This window comes from Streptomyces sp. NPDC079141 (assembly GCF_040686775.1).
Taxonomy (GTDB): Bacteria; Actinomycetota; Actinomycetes; order Streptomycetales; family Streptomycetaceae; genus Streptomyces.
In genome coordinates, this window is sequence record NZ_JBFBLP010000035.1 from 1 (window position 1) to 22,636 (window position 22,636).

A 22,636-nucleotide genomic window follows, 5' to 3' on the forward strand; every position below is an offset into this window, starting at 1 on the left:
CGGGGAGGGCCTGGGCCGGCTGTTCAGCAACGGGGTGGCGGACGGGCCGTTCCCCGAGCACTACGAGCCGATCGAGTCGCCGGTCCGCAGCCCGCCGCCACACCGTTGACCGTCAGCAGCAGCGCCCGCGACAGCAGCGGGTCGGGCTGCTCGCCCGCGGCCGCCGCGTCGCGCTGGCGCTTGAGCAGGGCGACCTGGAGGTAGGAGATCGGGTCCAGGTAGGCGTCGCGGATGGTGAAGGTCTGCCGGAGCGCCGGGGTGGCGTCCAGCAGCTCCTGCTCGCCGGTCACCCGCAGCACCTCGCGCACGGTCAGCTCGTGCTCGGCCTTGATGGCGTCGAACACGTGCTTGAGCTCGTCGGGGACGAGGGTGTCGACGTAGTGCTGGGCGATGCGCAGGTCCGTCTTCGCGAGCGTCATCTCGACGTTGGAGATGAAGTTGCGGAAGAAGTGCCACTGCTCGTGCATCTCGTCCAGGACGGTGTCCAGGCCCGCCTCGCGCAGCGCCTTCAGGCCGGAGCCGACGCCGAACCAGCCGGGCACGATCTGCCGCGACTGGGTCCAGCCGAACACCCACGGGATGGCGCGCAGGCCGTCGAGGGAGACACCGGAGCCGGGACGGCGGGAGGGCCGCGAGCCCAGGTGCAGGTCGGCGAGCTGGTCCACCGGCGTCGACGCGAGGAAGTACGTCGGCAGGTCCGGGTCCTCGACCAGCTTGCGGTAGGCGGCGTGGGCCGCGTCCGACACGACGTCCATCGCCGCGTCCCAGCGGGCCAGCGCCTCGTCGGACTGGCGCGGGGCGGTGTGCAGGGCGGACGCCTGGAGCGTGGCCGCGACGGTCAGCTCCAGGTTCTCCCGGGCCAGCGACGGCACCAGGTACTTGTCGGAGATGACCTCGCCCTGCTCGGTCACCTTGATCTCGCCCTCCAGGGTGCCCCAGGGCTGGGCAAGGATCGCGTCGTGCGAGGGGCCGCCGCCGCGGCCGACGGTGCCGCCGCGGCCGTGGAAGAGCCGCAGCCGCACGCCGTACCGGTGCGCCACGTCACGCAGCCGCCGCTGGGCCCGGTGGATCTCCCACTGCGAGGTGGTGATGCCGCCGAACTTGGAGGAGTCGGAGTAGCCGAGCATGACCTCCTGGACATCGCCCCGCAGCGCCACCAGACGCCGGTAGGACGGGTCGGAGAGCATGTCCTCCAGGATCGTGTCGGCGGCCTTGAGCTCGTCCGTGGTCTCCAGCAGCGGAACGATGCCGATCTTCGCCCAGCCGGCGTGCAGGTCGATCAGACCGGCCTCGCGGGCCAGCACGGTCGCCGCGAACACGTCGTCCGCGCCCTGGCACATCGAGATGATGTACGACTCGATGACCTCGGGCCCGAAGACCTCCAGCGCCCGCTTGACGGTCTGGAAGACGCCGAGGGTCTTCTCGCCGGCCGCGTCCACCGGGGCCGGGGTCGGCGCCAGCGGCCTCCTGGAGCGCAGCTCCTTGGCGAGCAGCTTGGCCCGGTACTCGCGCGGCATGTCGGTGTACCGCCAGGACTCCTCGCCCAGGCGGTCGAAGAGCTGGCCGAGGGCGTGGTGGTGGGCGTCGGCGTGCTCGCGCACGTCCATGGTGGCCAGCTGCAGACCGAACGCGGCGAGCGTACGGATCGTGCGGTTCATCCGGCCCTCGGCGAACAGGCCGCCGCGGTGCTCGCGCAGCGAGCTCTGGATCAGCGTCAGGTCGCGCAGCAGCTCGGCGGTGCCCAGGTAGTCGCGGCCCGCCTCGTGCGGGATGCCCTTGGCCAGGCGCAGCTTGGTGTTCTCCAGCTTCTGCCGGATGCAGGTGGCCTTGAGCCGGTAGGGCTCCTCGGCGTTCAGCCGCTTGTAGCGGGGGCTGATCTCGGGCAGCGCCTCCAGGTCGGCCTGGAGGGAGGAGAGCAGCTCCTCGGTGGCGCCGGAGTAGCGGATGGAGTTCGACAGGAAGCCGCGCAGCTCGTCGATCAGCTCCAGGGCGTCGTTGATGCCGTGCTCGTGCTGGAGGATCAGCACGTCCCAGGTGACCTGCGGGGTGACGTTCGGGTTGCCGTCGCGGTCGCCGCCGATCCAGGTGCCGAAGGTCAGCGGACGGGTGTCGTCGGGGAGCTTGACGCCGACCCGCTCCAGCTCGGCGGTGAGGTCCTCCAGGACGTCACCGACCGCGCCGGCGTGCAGCTCGTCGAGGTAGTAGATCGCGTTACGGGCCTCGTCCGCGGGCTCCGGGCGTACGACGCGCAGCTCGTCGGTCTGCCAGACGAGGTCGATGTTCTCCGCCAGACGGGTGTCGTAGCGGCGGCGGTCGGCCTCGATGACCGGGGTCTCCAGAAGCGTGGCGATGCGCCGGAGCTTGTTCAGCACCGACCGGCGCGCGGCCTCGGTCGGGTGGGCGGTGAACACCGGGCGGACATTGAGGTGCTTGACCGTCTCGCGCAGGTGCTCGGGGTCGGCGTCCTTGAGCCGGTCGGCCGTGCGGGCCAGCAGACCGCCCTCGGCGGCACGCTTGGCGCGCAGCTCGCGGCCGCGGTGCACCTGCTCGGTGACGTTGGCGAGGTGGAAATAGGTGGAGAACGCGCGGACCAGCTTGGCCGCGGTGTCCAGCTCGGTGCCGCGCAGCAGCTCGGCGGCGGCCTCGCCGTCCTCGCGGGTCAGTCGGCGCACCCTCTCGACCAGGTCGAGCAGCTCTGGACCCTCCTGCCGGACGAGAGTCTCGCCGAGGAGATCACCGAGGCGCCTGATATCGGCGCGCAGCTCGGTGCTGGTCGTCGTGGTCTGGTCGTCGGCACTGCTCACAGGTGCGGCTCCTTGCAGTGTTGAAGCTCGTCCGGGAGGGAAGTCCGAAGTCCGTCTCGCGCGGCGGGCGCCGCATACGGGCCGGGCATCCGGGAAGAAATCAGAGCGGACCGCGCTGTCCGACCGACTCCAAGGATAGGTGTCCGGTCGGACGCGCAGGCTCACGGGCTCTTGCCGCCGGGCGACACGCTGCCATACTTACGACGCCGTAGGTTACGGAACCGTAGGAACAGGTGCACGGTTTCCGGCCCGGTATCCGCCTCGACCCTCGACCCCACAGGGGACGCCCATGACCACGAGCTCCGATGTGATCGAAGACGCCCCGAAGGCGACCGACGACACCTCCATCCCCTCCGCGACCCTCGGCGGCGAGCAGAAGCGGTCGATCGAACAGATCACGCTGCTCCTCTTCATCGCCGTCCCGTTCCTGGCACTGCTCGCGGCGGTGCCGCTGGCGTGGGGCTGGGGAGTGAGCTGGCTCGACCTGGGCCTGCTGGTGTTCTTCTACTACCTGGGCTGCCACGGCATCACGATCGGTTTCCACCGTCACTTCACCCACGGTTCCTTCAAGGCGAAGCGGCCCCTGAAGATCGCGCTGGCGATCGCGGGTTCGATGGCGGTCGAGGGCCCCCTGGTCCGCTGGGTCGCCGACCATCGCAAGCACCACAAGTTCTCCGACGCCGAGGGCGACCCGCACTCGCCGTGGAAGTACGGCGAGACGGTGCCCGCGCTGATGAAGGGCCTGTGGTGGGCCCACATCGGCTGGATGTTCGACGAGGAGCAGACCCCGCAGGACAAGTACGCGCCGGATCTGATCAAGGACCCGGCGCTGCGGGCCATCTCCCGCCAGTTCATCTTCTGGACGGCGCTGTCCCTGGCGCTGCCCCCGCTGATCGGCGGCCTGGTCACCTGGTCCTGGTGGGGCGCGTTCACCGCGTTCTTCTGGGGCTCGCTCGTCCGGGTGGCGCTGCTGCACCACGTCACCTGGTCGATCAACTCCATCTGCCACGCGGTCGGCAAGCGGCCCTTCAAGTCGCGCGACCGCTCCGGCAACGTCTGGTGGCTGGCGATCCTGTCCTGCGGCGAGTCCTGGCACAACCTGCACCATGCCGACCCGACCTCGGCCCGGCACGGTGTGGAGCGCGGTCAGCTGGACTCCTCGGCCCGGATCATCCGCTGGTGCGAGCAGCTCGGCTGGGCGTACGACGTGCGCTGGCCGTCACGCTCGCGTATCGATTCACGCCGGAACACCGGTGAAGACGACTCCCGACGCGGGACGGAGGCCGCGAAGGCGGCATGATTGACGCCGTGGCGACCGACTCCAGCAGCACCCCGAGCAATGAAAAGCCGCGGCGCGCCCGTCGCACTCGTATGACGGGCGCCGAGCGGCGTGCCCAGCTGCTGGAGATCGGCCGCACCCTGTTCGCCGCCAAGGGCTTCGAGGCCACGTCGGTGGAGGAGATCGCGGCGAAGGCCGGGGTGTCCAAGCCGGTGGTGTACGAGCACTTCGGCGGCAAGGAAGGCCTGTACGCGGTGGTCGTGGACCGCGAGATGCGCCGCCTGCTGGACATGGTGACCAGCTCCCTGACCGCGGGCCACCCCCGTGAGCTGTGCGAACAGGCGGCCTTCGCGCTCCTCGACTACATCGAGGAGTACACGGACGGCTTCCGCATCCTGGTCCGCGACTCCCCCATCCCCCAGTCGACGGGCTCCTTCGCCTCGCTGATCTCGGACATCGCCACCCAGGTGGAGGACATCCTGGGCCGCGAGTTCAAGAGCCGCGGCTTCGACCCCAAGCTGGCCCCCCTCTACGCCCAGGCCCTGGTCGGCATGGTCGCCCTGACCGGCCAGTGGTGGCTGGACGTCCGCCGCCCGAAGAAGGCGGAGGTGGCGGCGCACCTGGTGAACCTGGCCTGGCACGGCTTGGACGGCCTGGAGGCGAAGCCGCACCTGATAGGACGACGGAAGAGCTGAACCGACGTCCGCTGGGGCTGTGATCGCGATCCGAGCCGGACGTCAGCCTGTCGGCTCCAGGAACTCCAGCCGGTTCCCGACTGGGTCGTAGGAGTAGAACCGCTTGTGTCCCGGCAGGTTCTCGTCCCAGTCCGCCGACGCCCCGAGGGCTTGCAGCCGGGCCGCGTACTGCCCGATCCCGGTGACCCGCAGCCCCGGGTGCGCCTTCCTGGCGGGCCGGAAGTCCTGCTCGATCCCCAGGTGCAGCTGCACCCGCCCGGCCTGGAACCAGCAGCCCCCGCGCGCGGCGAGGACCGGCGGCTTGGGGATCTCGGTCATCCCGAGGACGCTGACGTAGTACGCCCGCAGCCGCTCCTCCGATCCGGGCGGCGCGGCGAGCTGGACGTGGTCCACGGCAGTGATCATCACGCCTCCTTCCGCGCGACCGCGAAGATCCGGCGGAACGGGAACGCCGTCCCGTGGGCCCCCGCCGGATACGCCTCACGCAGGGCCGCCCGGTACTCGTCCAGGAACGCGGCCCTGGTCTCCGGGTCGTCCGCGAGCGCGGTCAGCACGGGCCTGAGCCCCGTCCCCTTCACCCAGTCCAGGACCGGGTCCTCGCCGGGGAGAAGGTGGATGTACGTCGTCTCCCAGGCGTCCGTCGTGCAGCCGAGCGCGGTCAGCCGCTCCAGGTAGGCCTGCGGGGTGAGCACGGCGTCGTCGTGGCGCAGGGCGCCGGTGAGGCCGTACCGGTCTGCCAGCTCGCGCATCAGGCGATGGCTCGGGGAGTCGAAGTTGCCGGGCACCTGGAAGGCGAACGTGCCGCCGGGGACCAGTCCGGCGATCCAGTCCGGGAAGCGGTCGGCGTGCCCGGGGACCCACTGGAGCGTGGCATTGCTGACGATCAGGTCGTACGGCTCCGTCGGCATCCATGTCCGGACGTCGGCGTGGGCGAAGTCGAGGCGGGGGCCGGCGTGGGAGCGGGCCTTGGCGAGCATCTCCGGGGAGTTGTCGTAGCCGGTGACGCGGGCGGTGGGCCAGCGCTCGGCGAGGACGGCGGTGACGTTGCCCGGTCCGCAGCCGAGGTCCGCGATACGGGGCGCTGCCGCGGGCAGGTCGGGCACGCGGGCGAGGAGGTCCGTGAAGGGGCGGGCCCGGTGGTCGGCGTGGCGCAGGTACTGGACGGGGTCCCAGGAGGCGGTGGTCATGGCATCCACCTTCCTCCTCGAATTATCTTGATGTCAAGAGACTCGACATCAAGAGACTTCATGTCGACACAACCACTACACTGATCGTCATGGAGGACGAGGTCGATCGGCTGGTCGCAGCGTGGCGCCGGGAGCGCCCGGACCTCGACGTGGAACCACTCGAAGTGCTCAGCCGGGTCAGCAGACTGGCCCGGCACCTGGACCGCGCCCGCCGGCTGGCGTTCGCCGAGCACAGCCTGGAGCCCTGGGAGTTCGACGTCCTGACCGCGCTCAGGCGCGCGGGATCGCCGTACCAGCTCTCACCGGGGCAGCTGCTGACGCAGACCCTGGTCACCTCCGGCACGATGACCAACCGCATCGACCGGCTGGCGAAGAAGGGCCTGGTGGAGCGTCTCCCCGACCCGAGCGACCGGCGCGGGGTGCTGGTCCGCCTCACGGACGAGGGCCGCGACCGCGCGGACCAGGCACTGGCCGGCCTGCTGGACCAGGAGCGCGCGATCCTCGCGGAGCTCTCCCGGGCTCAGCGGGGTGAACTCGCGGGTCTGCTGCGGCAGCTGACGGCGCCGTTCGACAACATCCCGGGGTAAGGGCCAGCCGGACCTACGCCAACTGCCCGCCCCGCTCGACAACATCCCCGGCCAGGTCAACCGGCCCCACACCCGCCCTGCGCGCGAGCGCCACCGCCGCCAGCGTGCTGTGCACGCCCAGCTTCCCCAGCACGTTCTGCATATGCGTACGGACGGTGTGCGGGGAGAGGTACAGGCGCTCGGCGACGGCCTTGCGCCCGAGGCCCGCCACCATGCACCGCAGCACCTCCCGCTCGCGCGGGGTCAGCGACTCCACCAGCCGCTCGCTCTCGGTGCGGTGCTTGCGCGCGGCGGTCAGCTCGCGCAGCACTCCGGTGAGCAGGGCGGGCGGGAGATGGGTCTCCTCGCGCAGCACCCCTCGTATGACCGTCAGCAGCCGGGACAGGGAACAGTCCTTGGCCACCCACCCGGACGCCCCGGCCTGCAGCGCGAGCGCGGCGCGGCGCGGGTCGTCCTTCTCGGCCAGGACCACGATCCGCACGCCCGGCTGCGCCGAACGCACCCCGACAACGAGCGAGATCCCGTCGACGAGGCCGTCCTCGCCCACCTCCTGGACCGGCACGGCGGGCCGTACGCCCGGCACACTGCCTCCCAGATCGGCGTCGACGAGCAGCACGTCGTAGCGGCGTCCCTCGGCGACCGCGCGCTCCAGGCTGCGCAGCGCTGCCGGGCCGCTGCCCGCGGCGGAGACGTCGACGTCGGGCTCGGCGGCCAGGGCCGCGGCGAGCGACTCGGCGAAGATGCGGTGGTCGTCGACGACCAGGACTCGGATGCGAACCACTGAAACCCCCACTGGTCCGGAGAACGACGACCGGCGCGGGTACGACGCCCCAGGGGTGGTCGCAGCCGCACAGCCGCCGCCATGCAGAAACTGGTACCCCCACCACGGGCGTCGTACCCGACTGTCTCGCCCCCTGATCAGCACCGGCCCCCACCGGCGCTGTTCATCAGAGTACGGCCGGGGGGCGGGAGCGGAAGGTAATTTGCAGAACTGGCTGTCCGACGCGTTTATGGTGAGCCGTATGTTTCGTATGGAGACAGAAGTCGACAAAGACCGGCGCGCTCTGCTCCGCAGCCGGCTGATGGACACCAACACGGCGGCCTCGCCGGTCCTCCGCGCCCTGCGGGGAACCCCAGGTGAACGCGAACTTCCGCTCCATGTCTGGGCCCTGGACGAGGCGGACGCGCTCGCCGGCGGCCTCGTCGGCCACACCTGGACGAGCTGGCTCCATGTGACCTACCTCTGGGTCGACGAACGCCACCGCGGCACGGGGCTCGGTTCGCAACTGCTCGCGACGGCGGAGCGCATGGCCCGCGACGAGCGGGACTGCACCGCCGTACGCCTGGAGACCTGGGACTTCCAGGCGCCGGAGTTCTACCAGAAGCAGGGGTACGACGTGGTGTGCGTGATCCCCGACTATCCGCCGGGGATCACGGAGTTCACCCTGACCAAGCAGCTCAACTGAGGCGGCGCGCGCCGGGTGCCGGGACCGCCTCGAAGACCCGCGGGGCCGTGAAGCCGGCCGCGGCGAAGGCCTCCTGGACCGCCTTGGTGACGGTGTCCACGTCGGCGGCCTCCGCCAGCACGATCGCCGAGCCGCCGAAGCCGCCGCCGGTCATCCTGGCCCCCAGCGCACCGGCCGCGAGGGCCGAGTCGACGACCAGGTCCAACTCGGGGCAGGAGATGCGGAAGTCGTCGCGCAGCGAGGCGTGCCCCTCCACCAGAACCGGGCCGATCGCCCGGGTGTCGCCCGCCTCCAGCAGGGCGACGACCCGCTCGACGCGCTCGTCCTCGGTGACGACGTGGCGGACCAGCCGGGCGACCTCCTCCTCGTCGCCCAACCGCTCCAGCGCCGCGTCGAGTTCGCCGTAGGGGATGTCCCTGAGCGCGTCCACGCCGAGCAGCGCGGCGCCCTTCTCGCAGCCTGCGCGGCGCTTGCCGTACTCGCCCTCGCTGTGCGAGTGCTTGACCTGCGTGTCCACGACGAGCAGGCGCATGCCCTCGGCGGCCAGGTCGAAGGGGATCTGCTTCTGGGACAGGTCCCGGGTGTCGAGGAACAGGGCGTGGCCGTCCTCGCAGCACGCGGACGCGGTCTGGTCCATGATTCCGGTGGGGGCGCCGACGTAGACGTTCTCGGCGCGTTGGCACAGGCGGGCCAGCTGCCAGCGCTGGAGGCCGAGTTCGTACAGCTCGTCGAGGGCCAGCGCCACGACGACTTCGAGCGCCGCCGACGAGGACAGGCCCGCGCCCGTCGGGACGGTGGAGGACAAGTGGATGTCCGCGCCGGTCACCGGGTGGCCGGCCTCGCGCAGCGCCCACACCACGCCCGCCGGGTACGCCGTCCAGTTCTTGTCGGACTCCGGGGTCAGTTCGTCGAGCCGGAGTTCGACGACGCCGCCCTCGATGTCCGCCGAGTGCAGTCGCAGCACGCCGTCCGTGCGCCGTGCGACGGCCGCGACCGCGGTGTGCGGCAGGGCGAACGGCATGACGAAGCCGTCGTTGTAGTCGGTGTGCTCGCCGATCAGGTTGACCCGGCCCGGCGCCGCCCACACCCCTTCCGGCTCGGCCCCGTACAGCTCCTTGAACCGCTCGGCGACAGCCTCGCTCATCCCCTGTCCCCTGACCTTTCCGTACTCAGACAACTACTTGCCGCGCCGCTGCGCGAACTCCCAGGCGTCCGCGACGATCCCCGCGAGGTCCGCGCGCGACGGATTCCAGCCCAGCTTCTCGCGGGCCGTGGCGGCGGACGCCACCAGGACCGCCGGGTCGCCGCCCCGGCGCGGGGCCACGACCTCGGGGATCGGGTGCCCCGTCACCTTGCGCACGGTCTCGATGACCTCGCGCACCGAGAAGCCGTTGCCGTTGCCGAGGTTGCAGATCAGGTGCTCGCCGGGCTGTGCGGCCTTGAGGGCCAGCAGATGGGCCTCGGCCAGGTCCGCGACGTGGATGTAGTCGCGGACGCAGGTGCCGTCCGGGGTCGGGTAGTCCTCGCCGAAGACCGAGATGGCGTCCCGGCGGCCCTGCGCGACCTGGAGGACCAGCGGGATGAGGTGCGACTCGGGGTCGTGGCGCTCGCCGAACTCGCCGTAGGCGCCCGCGACGTTGAAGTAGCGCAGGGACACCGCGCCCAGGCCGTGGGCGATCGCCTCGCCGGTGATCATGTGGTCGACGGCGAGCTTGGAGGCGCCGTACGGGGACGCGGGCGCCGTGGGGTCGGTCTCGGTGATCTGCGAGCTGACGGGCTCGCCGTAGGTGGCCGCGGTGGAGGAGAAGACGAGCTTCTTGACGCCCGCCTCGCGCATCGCGCCGAGCAGCGCCATGGAGCCGCCGACGTTGTTGTCCCAGTACTTCTCCGGCTTCACGACCGACTCGCCGACCTGCGAGGAGGCCGCGAAGTGCAGCACGGCGTCGAAGGAGGAGTCCAGCCACTTGCCGGCGTCGCGGATGTCGCCCTCGACGAAGACGGCACCGGCGGGGACGCCCTCGCGGAAGCCGGTGGAGAGGTTGTCGAGGACGACGACCTCGTGGCCCGCCTCCAGCAGATGCCGGGCGACCACACTGCCGACGTAACCCGCTCCACCCGTCACCAGGTACTTACCGCTCATGAACTCGCTACCTCTCGCAGTCGCTCGGCCGCGGCCTCCGGCCGGATGTCGTTGATGAACACGCTCATGCCGGACTCGGAACCCGCGAGGAACTTCAGCTTGCCGGAGGTGCGGCGAATGGTGAAAAGCTCAAGGTGAAGCGCGAAGTCGTCGCGGTTGACTCCCTCGAACTCCTCCAGCTGGCCGAACGGCGCCTGGTGCCAGGCGGCGATGTACGGCGTCTGAGTCTCCTGTTCACCGAAGATCCGGTCGAAGCGCCTCAAGAGTTCCAGATAAACCTGGGGGAATTCTGAGCGTGCGTCCTCGTCGAGGGCGAGCAGGTCGGGCACACGGCGCTTCGGGTACAGGTGGACCTCGTACGGCCAGTGCGCGGCGTACGGCACGAACGCCACCCAGTGTTCACCCTCCAGGACGACCCGCTCATCGGCGAGTTCACGCTCCACTACGGCGTCGAAGAGGTTCTCCCCGCCGGTCGCCTCCTTGTGCTGGGCCACCTGCCTCAGCATCAGCGCGGTGCGCGGGGTGGTGAAGGGGTACGCGTAGATCTGCCCGTGCGGATGCCCGAGGGTCACGCCGATCTCGGCGCCGCGGTTCTCGAAGCAGAACACCTGCTCCACGGAGGGCAGATGCGACAGCTCCGACGTCCGGTCGGTCCACGCCTCCAGGACCAGCCGCGCCTGCTCCTCGGTGAGGTCGGCGAAGGACGCCTCGTGGTCGGAGGTGAAGCAGACGACCTCGCAGCGGCCGGAGTCCCCGGCGAGGGAGGGGAAGCGGTTCTCGAAGACGACGACGTCGTACGACGAGTCCGGGATCTCACTCAGCCGCTCGCCCTGCGAGGGGCACAGCGGGCACTCGTCGGCCGGCGGGTGGTAGGTCCGCCCCTGCCGGTGCGAGGCGATCGCCACGGAGTCGCCGAGCAGCGGGTCCCTGCGCACCTCGGACGTGGTGACGGTCCGCTCCAGCGGGCGCCGGTCGACCGCGTCCCGCACGCTGTCGTCGCGCAGGTCGTAGTAGATGAGCTCGCGACCGTCGGCCAGCCGGGTCGAGGTCTTCTTCACCGCCGGACTCCTTCACTCAAACATAAGTAAACACAAGTAACCATAACTCGACAGGTGCGTCAACGGCAGAATCAAACAAAGAGCACCAACAGAAGTGTTCAATGACGGGATGCAAATGCCCGCAAAAGCCGCATTCCTGGCCGCCGAGCTACAGCTCCCCACCAACTGGCTCGACTACACGATCCTCGGCATCTACTTCGTCGTCGTCCTGGGCATCGGCTTCGCGGCCCGCCGCTCGGTGAGAACGAGCCTCGACTTCTTCCTCTCGGGCCGCTCACTGCCCGCCTGGATCACCGGTCTCGCCTTCATCTCCGCCAACCTGGCCGCCACCGAGATCCTCGGCATGGCCGCCAACAGCGCGCAGTACGGCGTGTACACCGTGCACTGGTACTGGATCGGCGCCATCCCGGCGATGGTCTTCCTGGGCCTGGTGATGATGCCGTTCTACTACTCGTCGAAGGTGCGCTCGGTCCCCGAGATGCTGCTCCTGCGCTTCGACAAGTGGGCGCATCTGTTGAGTTCGGCGCTGTTCGCCTTCGCCGCCATCCTCATCTCCGGCGTGAACCTGTACGCCCTCGCGATCGTCGTCGAGGCGCTGCTGGGCTGGCCGCAGTGGGTGGCGATCGTGGTCGCCGGCGCCTTCGTGCTGGCGTACATCACGCTGGGCGGTCTGTCGTCGGCCATCTACAACGAGGTGCTGCAGTTCTTCGTGATCCTCGCGGCGCTCATCCCGATCGTCGCGCTGAGCCTGAAGAAGGTCGGCGGCTGGGACGGCCTGTCGGACACGCTCACCAAGTCCCACGGCGCCGACTTCACGACGGCGTGGGGCGGCACGGGCATCGGCAGCGACAACCCGCTGGGCGCGAACTGGCTGACGATCGTGCTGGGCCTGGGCTTCGTATTGTCCTTCGGCTACTGGACGACGAACTTCGCGGAGGTGCAGCGCGCTCTGTCGGCGAAGAACCTCTCGGCGGCCCAGCGCACACCCTTGATCGCCGCGTACCCCAAGATCTTCATCGTCTTCCTGGTGATGATCCCGGGCCTGGCGGCCGCGGCCCTGGTCCCCGGCTTCGGCACCGACGAGTCGGGCTACCAGTACAACGACGCCATCCCGTACCTGATGGAACAGCTCCTGCCGAACGGGGTGCTGGGTGTGGCGGTGACGGGCCTGCTGGCGGCGTTCATGGCAGGCATGGCGGCCAACGTGTCGTCCTTCAACACGGTGTTCACGAACGACATCTGGGCGCGGTACGTGATGAAGGGCAGGGAGGACACGTACTACGTCGGCTTCGGCCGCCTGATCACGGTGATCGGCGTGTGCGCGTCGGTAGGAACGGCGTTCCTGGCCTCCTCCTTCTCCAACATCATGAGCTACCTGCAAACCCTGTTCTCCTTCTTCAACGTGCCGATGTTCGTCGTCTTCATCGTCGGCATGTTCTGGAAGCGGGCCTCGGTGAAGTCCGGCTTCTGGGGCCTGCTCGCGGGCACGGTCGCCGCGATGCTCAACTACTTCTGGATCTACAAACAGGGCGTCATCGACATCCCCACCGACCAGGGCGCCAACTTCGTCTCGGCGATCGTGGGCTTCGTGGCGGGCGCGGTGGTGATGGTGGCGGTGTCGCTGTTCACGGCCCCCAAGCCGATGGAGGAACTCCAGGGCCTGGTCTACGGCACCCGCTCCCCCGGCATGGCCGAACCGCCGGCCCCCGGCGACGAGGCCTGGTACCGCAAGCCGGCCCTGCTGGGCTGGGGAGCGATCATCCTGGCGGCCGCCTGCTACATCCCGTTCTCGTTCTGACGGCAGGAGTCTGAGAATGTCCGAGCACCACGAATACTCCGAAGAGGACGTCCAGCGGGAAGTCACCGAACTGGAGGCCAAGTCCGCCACCGCGGCCCGCATCTTCGACCTGCGCCGCATCATCGGCGCCCTGTTCGTCGTCTACGGCGTGATCGTCACGATCGCCGGCATCTCCCCCTCGGACGCCGACCTGGAGAAGGCGGAGGGCGTGTACATCAACCTGTGGACGGGGCTGGGGATGCTGGCGCTGGGGGTGTTCTTCCTGGCGTGGCTGCGGCTGCGGCCTTCGGTGCCGCCTGCGCCGACGGAGCTGGTGGAGGACAAGAAGCCCGAGTGAGGTCGGGCCGGCGAGTGGGGCCGGGCCCCTGTCGGCGGTCCGGCCCCACGTCGGCCTACGCCTCGGACTCCGGGGGAGAGTGCGGTACGGGGCCCGCCCGGTCCAGCAGGCCCGTGCGTGCTGCCAGTGCCGCTGCCTCCAGGCGGGAGCCGACGCCGAGTTTCATCAGGACGCGTTGGACGTGGGTGCGGGCCGTGGACGGGGCGATGCCCATGCCCGCGGCGATCAGGCGGGTGTCCTCGCCGTCGGCCACGCGGACCAGGACCTCGACCTCCCTCGGGGTGAGCATCTGGAGGAGGCGTTGGCCCTCGTCGTCGGGTTGGGCGGCCGGGTTGAGCAGTTCGCTGAAGGCGCCCTGGAGCAACTGCGGTGCCACCGCCGCTTCTCCCGCCCTGGCCTTCATGATCGCTCGCTCGACGCCCTCGATGCGTTCGTCATGGCGGACGTAGCCCGAGGCTCCCGCCGCGAAGGCCGCCGCGATGCCGCGCGGGCTCGGCACGGGGCCGAGTACCAGTACGGCGACCTGCGGCCGCTCACGTTTGATCTTCACCACCGGGTCGAACATGCCCGGTTCGGCCGGTGTCGCCGTTCCCAGCAGGCACACCTCCGGTGCCCGCGTGATCACCAGTTCCGCCGCCCCCGCGGCGGGCGCCGCCGCGGCCAGCACCCGGTGTCCTCGCAGCTTCAGCGCCGAGGCCAGTGCCTCGGCGAGCAGTCGGTGGTCGTCGACCACCATCAGCCGCACTCCCATCGAGCAACCCCCCAGTCCCCCCAATGGATCCCCGTCCCCATACACCCCCAGTGGCTGTCCCACAGGGATGCACCACTATGGATGCCCACTGGTCCGCACGGACAGAAGCCCCCTCCCGGCTCCCCCCGGTCCTTCTTGCCCCCGGAAGCTACACGCTTGTTCGACGTTGCGCTCCCCCTACTGGTGAGAAGTGCCCCGGATCGCCGAAATTCCTCGCATTCGAGGGTGATGAGCGGTAAATGCACGGCCCCGCCCCTGAGCAGGGGCGGGGCCGTGTCAACGGTGAGGAGGAGTGATCAGTTGGCGCCGAAAGCGATCGCCAGGTATTCCACTTCGTCGCCGCTGCTGCCGATGTCGCTCACGTACACGTCCGACATGAACAGCCGGCCCTGCCCGTAGAGGATCTCCGCGGAGTTCGGCAGGAAGCTGCGCTCCACGTCCAGCACCGCCTCCGTGGCCGGGTTCTCCAGCAGCTTCGTCTCCTTGAAGGAGCTGCCGTCGATGCTCACGACCTGGCCGCCCTTGTCGTAGGGCCCGCGCTTGTACGCGATCAGGTTGGGGCCGTCCATGCGCAGCGGGGAGAGCGTGTGGTCGTCGCCCGCGTCCGCCCGCTGGCCGGTCTCCTTGCCGGTGGCGAGGTCGATGGAGATGATCTCGTTGGTGTCGATGAACTCGCCGGAGCCCTCGTGCTCCTCGGTCGGCAGGTAGATCCGGTCGTTGCCGACGGCGATCTCGCGGCACTCCTCGACCTTGCTGATGCCGTCGCAGCTGGCCGCGTACTGGTCGCCCGGCGCGGGGATGCGGACCCGCAGCTTGCCGGTCTTGTTGTCGATGGAGAAGAAGTCCGAGATACCGCTGGCGTCACCCGCGGCGTCGGCGACATCGGCGGCCACGACGAGCGGTTCGGTGGACACGACGCTCGCGTACTCGATGCCCTCGGCCATCTTGTACTCGGAGATCACCTTCCCGGACTTCGGGTCGATGGTCTGGATGTGCAGCTGGCGCTGGCCGTACTGACCGCACTTGCGCACCGCGACCAGCTTCGGGCCGCCGCCGTAGCCGGCGTCGTAGCAGGTGTCGGTCGGCTTCGGGGCCCACAGCTGCTCGCCGTTGGCGATGTCGAAGGCGGCGCCGCCGCTGGTGCTGCCCACGGCGATGGTGCTCGCGCTGACGGTGACGTTGTCGAAGCTGATCGCCTGGTCGCCGGAGTCGGCGGTCTTGGTCCACAGCTTCTTGCCGGCGTCGAGGTCGATCGCCGCGACCTGGGTGCAGCCCCACGAGGGGTTGGCCTTGGTCGGCATCTTCGGCTGATAGGTGATCGCCGTCTTGTTGTCCTCGGTGACGTGGTTGCTGCCCTGGCACACCGGGCCGGGGAGCTCGATCGTCCAGAGCTTGCTGCCCTTGTCGAGGTCGTAGCCGACGACTTCGGCGACGCCGACCTTGGCGTACACCTTGTCGGTGAGCCAGGAGCCGGCCGCGGAGTAGGTGTGGTCCTTCACCGTGGGGGCCGGGACCTGGAACAGCACCTGGGAGTTGGGGTCCGCGGGCACCTTCTCCACGGCCTTGGCGTTCGCGGTGCCGCCGCCCGTACCGCCGGCGCCGCCCTTGTCGCCACCGCCGCCGGTGCCGCCGCTGGAGTTGGCGGTGTCGTCCTTGCCGCCGTCGTCACCGGACGACGACGCGTACCAGACGCCGCCGCCGACGATCAGCGCGATCGCCACGACGGCCGCGACGATGATGAGCATCGACGTGTTCATCTTCCGCCCGCCGGCCGCCTGTCCGGCCTGCGGCTGCATCGGCACGGTCGCCGCGGGATAGCCGTAGCCGGGCTGCTGCCCGTACGGCGGTGTCGGCGGCTGGCCGGGGTAGCCGTAGCCCGGGGTCGGGGGCTGCGGCGGCTGCGGGGCCTGGGGGTAGCCGTAGCCGGCCGACGGCTGCTGCGCCGGCGGGGTCTGCGGGTAGCCGTAGCCCGGGCCCGGAGCGGGGGTCTGTGGGGGCTGCGGGGGTGTCTGGGGCGCGCCGAAAGGTGCCTGCGGAGGCGTGGGCTGGCCCTGCGGGGCGCCGTACCCGGGCTGCTGCGGGGGTGCGGGCTGGCCCTGGGGCGCACCGAAACCGGGCTGCTGCGGGGTCGGCTGACCCTGCGGCGGAGGCGTCGGCTGGCCCTGCGGGGCACCGAAAGCAGGCTGCTGCGGCGCACCGAAGCCACCCTGCTGCGGGGCCGGTTGCCCCTGAGGCGCGCCGAAACCGCCCTGCTGCGGCGCCTGCTGGCCCTCCGGGGCTCCGAACGCGCCCTGCTGCGGTGCCGGTTGGCCCTGGCCGAGCTGCTGCTGGGGCGGCTCGTCCTGGGGTGGGCCGAAGGGCGGGGGCTGGTTGGGCGGCGGCGGGGGCTGGGTCATGACGTGACTACCTCGGAGACGGGGTCGGCGATGCCGGTGGGGACTACGGACAGAGGGCAGGGGCCCGCGAAGTGCTGTGGGTGCCTCACTTGCCGTAGGCGATCATCAGCTTCTCCTTCGTCTCGTCGCTGCCGGACAGCCGCGTGGACGTCAGGTAGAAGCGGCCGTCGACCCAGTCGTAGGTCCCCGAGTAGAAGCTGTCCTCGATGTCCGAGATGCCCTGGGGGTTCTGGAGCAGCTTCGTCGGCTTGTGGCTGCTGCCCGTGGTCGGGATGGACACGACCTGGCCGCCCGACTCCCAGCCCGGCTTGACGTAGGCGATGAGCTTTCCGCCCTCGACCTGCAGCGGGATCATCGACTCCTCCAGCGGGGACTTCACCCGCCACTTCTCCTTGCCGTTGGCGAGGCTGATCGCGACGATCTCGTTGGCGCCGGTGGTGGCCTCGGTGGGCAGGTAGAGCGTCGAGCTGTCGGCGGCCACGCCGGTGCAGCCCTGGAGGTCACGCGAGAGGATGGCCCAGCCGCACTCGGGGGCGAACGTCTCGTCGACGTCGACCTGCGAGGTGATCGTGCCGGACGAGCTGATCGTGGAGATGTTCCACGCGTTCTTGTCCTCGTTGGTGCTGTAGACGACCACCGGGTTCAGGGAGTAGAGGTTCTCCACCCGCCAGCCCTTGTCCGGCTTCCAGGTCCACTTGGCCTTGCCGGTCTTCGGGTCGAGTTCCTGGACCTCGTCGTGCTCGTTGTCGCCGCCCGCGCCGCAGGACGACACGGCCATCAGCTTCTCGCCGCCCGCGAAGGCGGCCGGGAAGCAGGCGTCGCCGTACTTCTTCTTGTCCCACAGCTTGTCGCCGGTGGTGACGTCGTACGCCGTCCCGGACTGCGAACGGCCCACCATCAGCGTCTCGCCGGTGATGCTCAGCTGGATCGTGAGCGTGCTGTCGAACAGTTCGCCGTCGGCGACCTCGCCCTTCCAGCCCTTCTCACCGGTGTTGAGGTCGAGCTGCTGGAGCTGGTTGCACTCGGCGCGGTCGCTGCTGCCGCTCATGTACGCGATGACGACCTTGTCGTCGGACGTCTTCTCCGGGGTGACCGCGCAGATCTTCTGCGGGAAGGTGATCGCGTCCCAGGTCGGGTCGCCGTCACCGACGTTGTAGGCGAAGACCTGCTTGTACGCCGCCTTCACCGCCGTCTTGTCGGTGATCCACAGGCCGGGGGCGTCGGCGCCGGAACCGGGCGCGTCGGGCGCCTCCTTGTACCAGAGCACCTTCGACTCGCCCGCCTTGCGGCCCTCGTTGAGGTTCTCCGGGTCGTCGCCCTTGTCGCCGCCGCCGTCGCCGGGGTTGACCGGGGCGTCGCTGCCGGTGGGCTTGGCGTCGTCGCTCTTGCCCGCGACGGGCTTCTTCTTCTTGCCGCTGTCGTCGCCGCCGGTCACGGCGAACACGGTGCCGCCGATGACGAGCAGCGCGGCCACCGCGGCGCCGATGACGAGCGCGGGCTTGCCCTTGAAGGGGTTGCGGGAGCCGGAGCCGGGCGGCGGGGTGCCGGGCGCGCCCGGGTATCCGGGCTGCTGCGGGTAGCCGTAGCCGGGCTGGCCGTACGGGCCGGGCTGCTGCGGCTGGGCGTACGGGCCCGACTGCTGCGGCTGGCCGTAGGGGCCGGGCTGGGCGTACGGGCCGGGCTGCCCGTAGGGGCCCGGCTGCTGCGGCTGGCCGTAAGGGCCGGGCGCCGGGGTGGACGGCTGCTGCGGGTAGCCGTAGCCGGGCTGCGGGGGGCCGGCGGGCGGCGGGGTCTGCGGGGGGCCGGCCGGTGCGGGCGGAGGCGACTGCGGTGCCCCGAAACCGCCCTGCGGCGGCGGGTCCTGCGGTGCTCCGAAGCCGCCGTTCGGCGGCTGGCTGGGCGGCTGGCTCATCAGCGGTTCCCCCTTGTGACCGATGTGGCGCCGCGCTCTGTGGCGCTGCGTTTCCGCCACACCCGTTGTTCTCTCAGACGGTTCTCAGACGGCCCTTTCTATCACTCGGGACCGACAGACCACGGGGCCGGTCAACCCCTGTTCCCAAGGGACGACCGGCTCGTGATACCGCCGTTACGCGCCTTCACGCGCCCTTCACGCGTCTTGCGCGCCCCCCACTCACGCGCCCCCGGCCCGCGCGTCCTGCGGCTACGCGTCCTCCGCGAGTTCCAGCCAGCGCAGTTCCAGCTCCTCGCGCTGGCCCGCCAAGTCGCGCAGTTCGGCGTCGAGTTCGGCAACCTTCGCGAAGTCTGTTGCGTTCTCGGCGATTTGGGCGTGGAGCTTGGTCTCCCGCTCGGAGACCTTGTCGAGCTGGCGCTCGATCTTCTGAAGTTCCTTCTTGGCGGCGCGCTGGTCGGCGGCGCTCTTCTCGGGGGCGCTCTTCTGCACGACCGGGGAGGCGGCGGCCGCGGCCTCCTCCATCTGGTGGCGCCGCTCGATGTACTCGTCGATGCCGCGCGGCAGCATCCGCAGGGTGGCGTCGCCGAGCAGGGCGAAGACACGGTCGGTGGTGCGTTCGACGAAGAACCGGTCGTGAGAGATGACGATCATCGAGCCGGGCCAGCCGTCGAGGACGTCCTCCAGCTGGGTGAGGGTCTCGATGTCGAGGTCGTTGGTGGGCTCGTCGAGGAAGAGGACGTTCGGCTCGTCCATGAGCAGACGCAGGAGCTGGAGGCGGCGGCGCTCACCACCGGAGAGGTCGCCCACCGGCGTCCACTGCTTCTCCTTGTTGAAGCCGAACGTCTCGCACAGCTGTCCGGCGGTCATCTCGCGCCCCTTGCCGAGGTCGACGCGCTCGCGCACCCGCTGAACGGCCTCCAGGACCCGCAGATTCGGGTCGAGTTCGCCCACCTCCTGGGAGAGGTAGGCGAGCTTGACGGTCCTGCCCACGGCGACACGGCCGCCCGCGGGCTGCGCCTCGCCCTCCGTGCGTGCGGCCTCGGCCATGGCGCGCAGCAGGGAGGTCTTGCCGGCGCCGTTGACGCCGACGAGGCCGATCCGGTCGCCGGGGCCGAGCTGCCAGGTGACGTGCTTGAGCAGGACCTTCGGTCCTGCCTGGACCGTCACGTCCTCCAGGTCGAAGACGGTCTTGCCGAGCCGCGAGGAGGCGAACTTCATCAGCTCGCTGCTGTCCCGGGGCGGCGGTACGTCCTTGATGAGCTCGTTGGCGGCCTCCACCCGGAAGCGCGGCTTGGACGTACGGGCGGGGGCGCCGCGGCGCAGCCAGGCCAGCTCCTTGCGGACGAGGTTCTGCCGCTTGGTCTCCTCGGTGGCGGCGATGCGCTCGCGCTCCGCGCGCGCGAAGACGTAGTCCGAGTAGCCGCCCTCGTACTCGTAGACGTCGCCGCGCTGGACGTCCCACATGCGCGTGCAGACCTGGTCCAGGAACCAGCGGTCGTGGGTGACGCAGACGAGCGCGGAGCGCCGCTCGCGCAGGTGCTGGGCGAGCCAGGCGATGCCCTCGACGTCGAGGTGGTTCGTCGGCTCGTCAAGGACGATCAGGTCCTGTTCCTCGATGAGCAGCTTGGCGAGCGCGATACGGCGGCGCTCGCCGCCGGAGAGCGGCCCGATGACGGTGTCGAGGCCCTGCGGGAAGCCGGGCAGGTCGAGACCGCCGAAGAGTCCGGTCAGGACGTCCCTGATCTTGGCGTTGCCGGCCCACTCGTGGTCGGCCAGGTCCCGGATGACCTCGTGCCGCACGGTGGCGGCCGGGTCGAGGGAGTCGTGCTGCGTGAGCACGCCCAGGCGCAGCCCGCCGGAGTGCGTGACGCGCCCGGTGTCGGCCTCCTCCAGCTTGGCCAGCATCCGGATCAGGGTCGTCTTGCCGTCGCCGTTGCGGCCGACGACTCCGATCCGATCCCCTTCGGAGACGCCGAGCGAGACGCCGTCGAGCAGGGCACGGGTGCCGTACACCTTGCTGACGTTCTCGACATTGACCAGATTGACGGCCATTTCTCTCCTGCCCAGGGGGATCGATCGACCCTCCAGGGTAGTCGGCTGGTGTGACAGACGGCCGCGGAGTCCACCACCGCCTCCGCCGGCGCTCTCCTACTGCCTCCGCTGCTGCGGGATCAGCGCCGCTGCCGGGGCGAGCCCGCGGCCCCGGCCCGCCGGCTGCTCGCCCTGGGGCATGTCGTCCCGGGTGAGCGGCTCGGGGATGAACACGGACGCGGTCACGCCGCCGTTCGGGGACGGCCGCAGCTCCACCCGCAGCCCCTGGCGCTCGCGCAGCCGGTTCACCACGAACAGCCCGATCTGCTTGGCGTCGAGCAGGTCGACCCGCTCGGACCGGATCTTGCGGTTGGCCTCGGCCAGGGCCTCCTCGTTCATGCCGAAGCCGCTGTCCTCGACCTCGATGAGCACACCGTCACGCATGCGTGCCGCCCGCAGCTGCACCTTCGTGCTCGGCGGCGAGAAGGCGGTGGCGTTCTCGACGAGTTCGGCGAGCAGGTGGATGACATCGGCGACCGAACCGCCGACCAGCGACACCCGCGGCACCGCCCACATCTGCACGCGCTGCGCGCTCTCGATCTCGGCGACCGCGGCCCGCACCACGTCCGCCAGCGGGATCGGGTCGCGCCAGCCGCGCCCGGGGGCGATCCCGGACAGGATCAGCAGGCTCTCGGAGTGCCGGCGCATCCGGGTGGCCAGGTAGTCGACCCGGTGCAGGTCCGCGCGCTCCGCCGGGTCCTGCTGCCGCTGCTGCATGCCCTCCAGCAGGTCGAGCTGGCGGTGCAGCAGCACCTGGCTGCGGCGGGCCAGGCTGACGTACACCCCGGAGATGCCGCTGAGCAGTTCGGCCCGTTCGCTGGCCGCCTTCAGCGCGGCCCGCTGGACCGCCGTGAGGGCCGTGCCGACCTGGGCCAGTTCGTCGCCGATCAGCCGTCGCATGGGCGCCTCGGCGTCGATGTCGACGCCCTGGCCGGCGTGCAGCTTGCGCATGGCCTGGGGCAGCCGGCGGCCGGCCACCTCCAGGGCGTCGTTGCGCAGGTCGAGCAGTTCGACGATGAGGCCGCGGCCGACGAGCACGGACACCAGCAGCGACAGCAGCACGCCGACCAGGCCCAGCACCATCGCGACGCCGGAGGCGCCGAGCGTGTCCCAGCCGAACGGGTCCGCCTTCGCGGTGGCGCCCGTCCCCGCCGCCGTCTCGGCCGCGGCCAGCTGCGTCAGCACTCCGGCCGCCGCGGTGTCCCAGTCCTTGAGCGTCTGCGCGGTGACGGCACCGGGGCCGGTGTCACGCACGCGGTTCTCGACGGCCTGCACGCGCGCGTACGCCTCGCCGTCCAGGATCTCCCGGTACGCCGTCCGGTGCGCGGCCTTCAGGTCGGCGACCGCGGGTGCGAGCAGCTCGCGTTGTGCGGCGACGGCGCCCATGAACAGCGCGTACTCCCCCTGCGTGAGCTCCCCGCGCGCACTGACGGCGCCCAGGAGCGCGCGCTCGCGCGCGAGTGCCTCCCGCGCGCGGGCGAGTTCGAGCACCACGCGCGCCTCGGAGGCGGCGTCGGTGCCCCGGTCCCCGGTGAGCGCGCCGGTGACGGAGAAGGCGTGCTGAACGATCGCGGAGTACTTCGTGTACGCCGATGTCGTCGTCGCCGTCTTCCCGGTCGCCGCGGACCGCAGCGCCGTGAGGCCGCCCGCGTCGGCCTTCAGCCGGTCGAGGCGCTCGGGCAGGCTCGCGTCGAGCAGCCCGGCGTCGGAGCTGGAGGCGTTGATGCCGTCGAGGAGGGCGGCGACGGCCCGGTCGGTGGCCCTGCGGGCCGTGGTGAAGGCGGCGGGGTCGGCCGCGTGCCGCGCGACGGCGGTCCGCTCGGCCTGCACCGCGGTGACGAAGTCCCCCACGGGCGTGAGGAGTTCGGAGTTGACGTCCTTGGCCCGTTCGGTGTCGCCGATGCTGGACGCGGTCGTCACCGCGGCGAAGCCCCACAGCGCCATGAGGGACACGATGGGCAGCATCAGCAGGGAGACGATCTTCGCGCGCACGGATCTGGGGCGCAGCCGGGCGGCGGGGGTGCGGGGGACGCGCATGGGGGGCCTCATTGGGGGGTGAGGGGGGTGAGGGGGGTGAGGCAGATCGCCGACGAGTCACCGGCCGGCCTGCGCGTGCTCTACGTCGCCCTCACCCG

The 22,636-nt window shown here is 70.6% G+C and carries 18 protein-coding genes; 6 read left to right on the forward strand and 12 right to left on the reverse strand.

The features are described 5' to 3' along the window. Positions 1 to 23 precede the first annotated feature (23 nt). Complete coding sequence (gene ppc, locus AB0Q90_RS41640; protein WP_365734472.1) at positions 24 to 2,804, reverse strand: phosphoenolpyruvate carboxylase; 2,781 nt, start codon at positions 2,802 to 2,804, stop codon at positions 24 to 26. 289 nt (positions 2,805 to 3,093) lie between these two features. Between ppc and AB0Q90_RS41645 the strand changes: the two genes are divergently transcribed. Beyond that, positions 3,094 to 4,104 carry a fatty acid desaturase gene (locus AB0Q90_RS41645; protein ID WP_363164039.1) on the forward strand — a complete coding sequence of 337 codons (1,011 nt, stop codon included), beginning with the start codon at positions 3,094 to 3,096 and terminating at the stop codon, positions 4,102 to 4,104. Beyond that, positions 4,101 to 4,778 (forward strand): TetR/AcrR family transcriptional regulator, encoded by a 678-nt coding sequence (locus AB0Q90_RS41650; RefSeq protein ID WP_363164040.1) that lies wholly within the window; start codon positions 4,101 to 4,103, stop codon positions 4,776 to 4,778. Before AB0Q90_RS41645 ends, AB0Q90_RS41650 begins: the two co-directional genes overlap by 4 nt. A gap of 42 nt (positions 4,779 to 4,820) precedes the next feature. Here AB0Q90_RS41650 and AB0Q90_RS41655 read toward each other — a convergent pair whose 3' ends face one another. Then, positions 4,821 to 5,183, reverse strand: coding sequence for a glyoxalase (locus AB0Q90_RS41655; RefSeq protein ID WP_363164041.1), 363 nt, complete (start codon positions 5,181 to 5,183; stop codon positions 4,821 to 4,823). Beyond that, positions 5,183 to 5,965: a trans-aconitate 2-methyltransferase gene (locus AB0Q90_RS41660; protein WP_363164042.1), complete on the reverse strand. Its 783-nt coding sequence runs from the start codon at positions 5,963 to 5,965 to the stop codon at positions 5,183 to 5,185. Before AB0Q90_RS41660 ends, AB0Q90_RS41655 begins: the two co-directional genes overlap by 1 nt. A gap of 89 nt (positions 5,966 to 6,054) precedes the next feature. Here AB0Q90_RS41660 and tamR point away from each other — a divergent pair, with 89 nt between their 5' ends. Next, positions 6,055 to 6,552, forward strand: a complete 498-nt coding sequence (gene tamR / locus AB0Q90_RS41665) for a MarR family transcriptional regulator TamR (RefSeq protein WP_363164043.1) — start codon at positions 6,055 to 6,057, stop codon at positions 6,550 to 6,552. Between the two features lie 13 nt (positions 6,553 to 6,565). Here the strand turns inward: tamR and AB0Q90_RS41670 are convergent, their stop codons facing one another. Next, a complete protein-coding gene (locus AB0Q90_RS41670; protein ID WP_363164044.1) occupies positions 6,566 to 7,333 on the reverse strand; it encodes a response regulator transcription factor in 768 nt (255 codons plus the stop codon). Between the two features lie 229 nt (positions 7,334 to 7,562). Between AB0Q90_RS41670 and AB0Q90_RS41675 the strand changes: the two genes are divergently transcribed. Continuing rightward, positions 7,563 to 8,018 carry a GNAT family N-acetyltransferase gene (locus tag AB0Q90_RS41675; RefSeq protein ID WP_363164045.1) on the forward strand — a complete coding sequence of 152 codons (456 nt, stop codon included), beginning with the start codon at positions 7,563 to 7,565 and terminating at the stop codon, positions 8,016 to 8,018. Here AB0Q90_RS41675 and galK read toward each other — a convergent pair. Genes galK through galT form a run of 3 tightly spaced genes read right to left on the reverse strand, consistent with a single transcriptional unit; the run spans position 8,011 to position 11,216 of the window. Continuing rightward, entirely contained in the window at positions 8,011 to 9,162 is a 1,152-nt protein-coding gene (gene galK / locus AB0Q90_RS41680; RefSeq protein WP_363164046.1) for a galactokinase, read from the reverse strand. The two genes, AB0Q90_RS41675 and galK, sit on opposite strands and share 8 nt — an antisense overlap. 33 nt (positions 9,163 to 9,195) lie before the next feature. Next, entirely contained in the window at positions 9,196 to 10,158 is a 963-nt protein-coding gene (galE, locus tag AB0Q90_RS41685; RefSeq protein ID WP_363164047.1) for a UDP-glucose 4-epimerase GalE, read from the reverse strand. Next, entirely contained in the window at positions 10,155 to 11,216 is a 1,062-nt protein-coding gene (gene galT, locus AB0Q90_RS41690; protein ID WP_363164048.1) for a galactose-1-phosphate uridylyltransferase, read from the reverse strand. Before galT ends, galE begins: the two co-directional genes overlap by 4 nt. A 109-nt stretch (positions 11,217 to 11,325) precedes the next feature. Here galT and AB0Q90_RS41695 point away from each other — a divergent pair, with 109 nt between their 5' ends. Together AB0Q90_RS41695 and AB0Q90_RS41700 are read left to right on the forward strand one after the other, a co-directional pair. Continuing rightward, complete coding sequence (locus AB0Q90_RS41695; protein ID WP_363164049.1) at positions 11,326 to 13,014, forward strand: sodium:solute symporter family protein; 1,689 nt, start codon at positions 11,326 to 11,328, stop codon at positions 13,012 to 13,014. 16 nt (positions 13,015 to 13,030) lie between these two features. Beyond that, a complete protein-coding gene (locus AB0Q90_RS41700) occupies positions 13,031 to 13,351 on the forward strand; it encodes a hypothetical protein (RefSeq protein ID WP_363164050.1) in 321 nt (106 codons plus the stop codon). Between the two features lie 55 nt (positions 13,352 to 13,406). Here the strand turns inward: AB0Q90_RS41700 and AB0Q90_RS41705 are convergent, their stop codons facing one another. The 5 genes from AB0Q90_RS41705 to AB0Q90_RS41725 all read right to left on the reverse strand — a co-directional run bounded on the left by AB0Q90_RS41705 (position 13,407) and on the right by AB0Q90_RS41725 (position 22,538). Continuing rightward, complete coding sequence (locus AB0Q90_RS41705; RefSeq protein WP_363164051.1) at positions 13,407 to 14,102, reverse strand: LuxR C-terminal-related transcriptional regulator; 696 nt, start codon at positions 14,100 to 14,102, stop codon at positions 13,407 to 13,409. Between the two features lie 296 nt (positions 14,103 to 14,398). Beyond that, complete coding sequence (locus AB0Q90_RS41710; protein WP_363164052.1) at positions 14,399 to 16,498, reverse strand: PQQ-binding-like beta-propeller repeat protein; 2,100 nt, start codon at positions 16,496 to 16,498, stop codon at positions 14,399 to 14,401. 85 nt (positions 16,499 to 16,583) lie between these two features. After that, complete coding sequence (locus tag AB0Q90_RS41715) at positions 16,584 to 18,410, reverse strand: PQQ-binding-like beta-propeller repeat protein (RefSeq protein ID WP_363164053.1); 1,827 nt, start codon at positions 18,408 to 18,410, stop codon at positions 16,584 to 16,586. Between the two features lie 249 nt (positions 18,411 to 18,659). Next, complete coding sequence (locus AB0Q90_RS41720) at positions 18,660 to 20,462, reverse strand: ABC-F family ATP-binding cassette domain-containing protein (protein ID WP_363164054.1); 1,803 nt, start codon at positions 20,460 to 20,462, stop codon at positions 18,660 to 18,662. 96 nt (positions 20,463 to 20,558) lie between these two features. Next, a complete protein-coding gene (locus AB0Q90_RS41725; protein WP_363164055.1) occupies positions 20,559 to 22,538 on the reverse strand; it encodes a nitrate- and nitrite sensing domain-containing protein in 1,980 nt (659 codons plus the stop codon). Positions 22,539 to 22,636 lie beyond the last annotated feature (98 nt).

Excerpts from the sequence above, each read along its gene's own strand:
- AB0Q90_RS41650 (WP_363164040.1), top strand. The coding sequence starts at position 4,101 with ATGATTGACGCCGTGGCGACCGACTCCAGCAGCACCCCGAGCAATGAA.
- AB0Q90_RS41645 (WP_363164039.1), top strand. The coding sequence starts at position 3,094 with ATGACCACGAGCTCCGATGTGATCGAAGACGCCCCGAAGGCGACCGAC.
- AB0Q90_RS41705 (WP_363164051.1), bottom strand. The coding sequence starts at position 14,102 with ATGGGAGTGCGGCTGATGGTGGTCGACGACCACCGACTGCTCGCCGAG.
- AB0Q90_RS41655 (WP_363164041.1), bottom strand. The coding sequence starts at position 5,183 with ATGATCACTGCCGTGGACCACGTCCAGCTCGCCGCGCCGCCCGGATCG.
- AB0Q90_RS41710 (WP_363164052.1), bottom strand. The coding sequence starts at position 16,498 with ATGACCCAGCCCCCGCCGCCGCCCAACCAGCCCCCGCCCTTCGGCCCA.
- AB0Q90_RS41700 (WP_363164050.1), top strand. The coding sequence starts at position 13,031 with ATGTCCGAGCACCACGAATACTCCGAAGAGGACGTCCAGCGGGAAGTC.
- AB0Q90_RS41725 (WP_363164055.1), bottom strand. The coding sequence starts at position 22,538 with ATGCGCGTCCCCCGCACCCCCGCCGCCCGGCTGCGCCCCAGATCCGTG.
- AB0Q90_RS41715 (WP_363164053.1), bottom strand. The coding sequence starts at position 18,410 with ATGAGCCAGCCGCCCAGCCAGCCGCCGAACGGCGGCTTCGGAGCACCG.
- AB0Q90_RS41660 (WP_363164042.1), bottom strand. The coding sequence starts at position 5,965 with ATGACCACCGCCTCCTGGGACCCCGTCCAGTACCTGCGCCACGCCGAC.
- tamR (WP_363164043.1), top strand. The coding sequence starts at position 6,055 with ATGGAGGACGAGGTCGATCGGCTGGTCGCAGCGTGGCGCCGGGAGCGC.
- AB0Q90_RS41695 (WP_363164049.1), top strand. The coding sequence starts at position 11,326 with ATGCAAATGCCCGCAAAAGCCGCATTCCTGGCCGCCGAGCTACAGCTC.
- galK (WP_363164046.1), bottom strand. The coding sequence starts at position 9,162 with ATGAGCGAGGCTGTCGCCGAGCGGTTCAAGGAGCTGTACGGGGCCGAG.
- galE (WP_363164047.1), bottom strand. The coding sequence starts at position 10,158 with ATGAGCGGTAAGTACCTGGTGACGGGTGGAGCGGGTTACGTCGGCAGT.
- AB0Q90_RS41675 (WP_363164045.1), top strand. The coding sequence starts at position 7,563 with ATGGTGAGCCGTATGTTTCGTATGGAGACAGAAGTCGACAAAGACCGG.
- AB0Q90_RS41720 (WP_363164054.1), bottom strand. The coding sequence starts at position 20,462 with ATGGCCGTCAATCTGGTCAATGTCGAGAACGTCAGCAAGGTGTACGGC.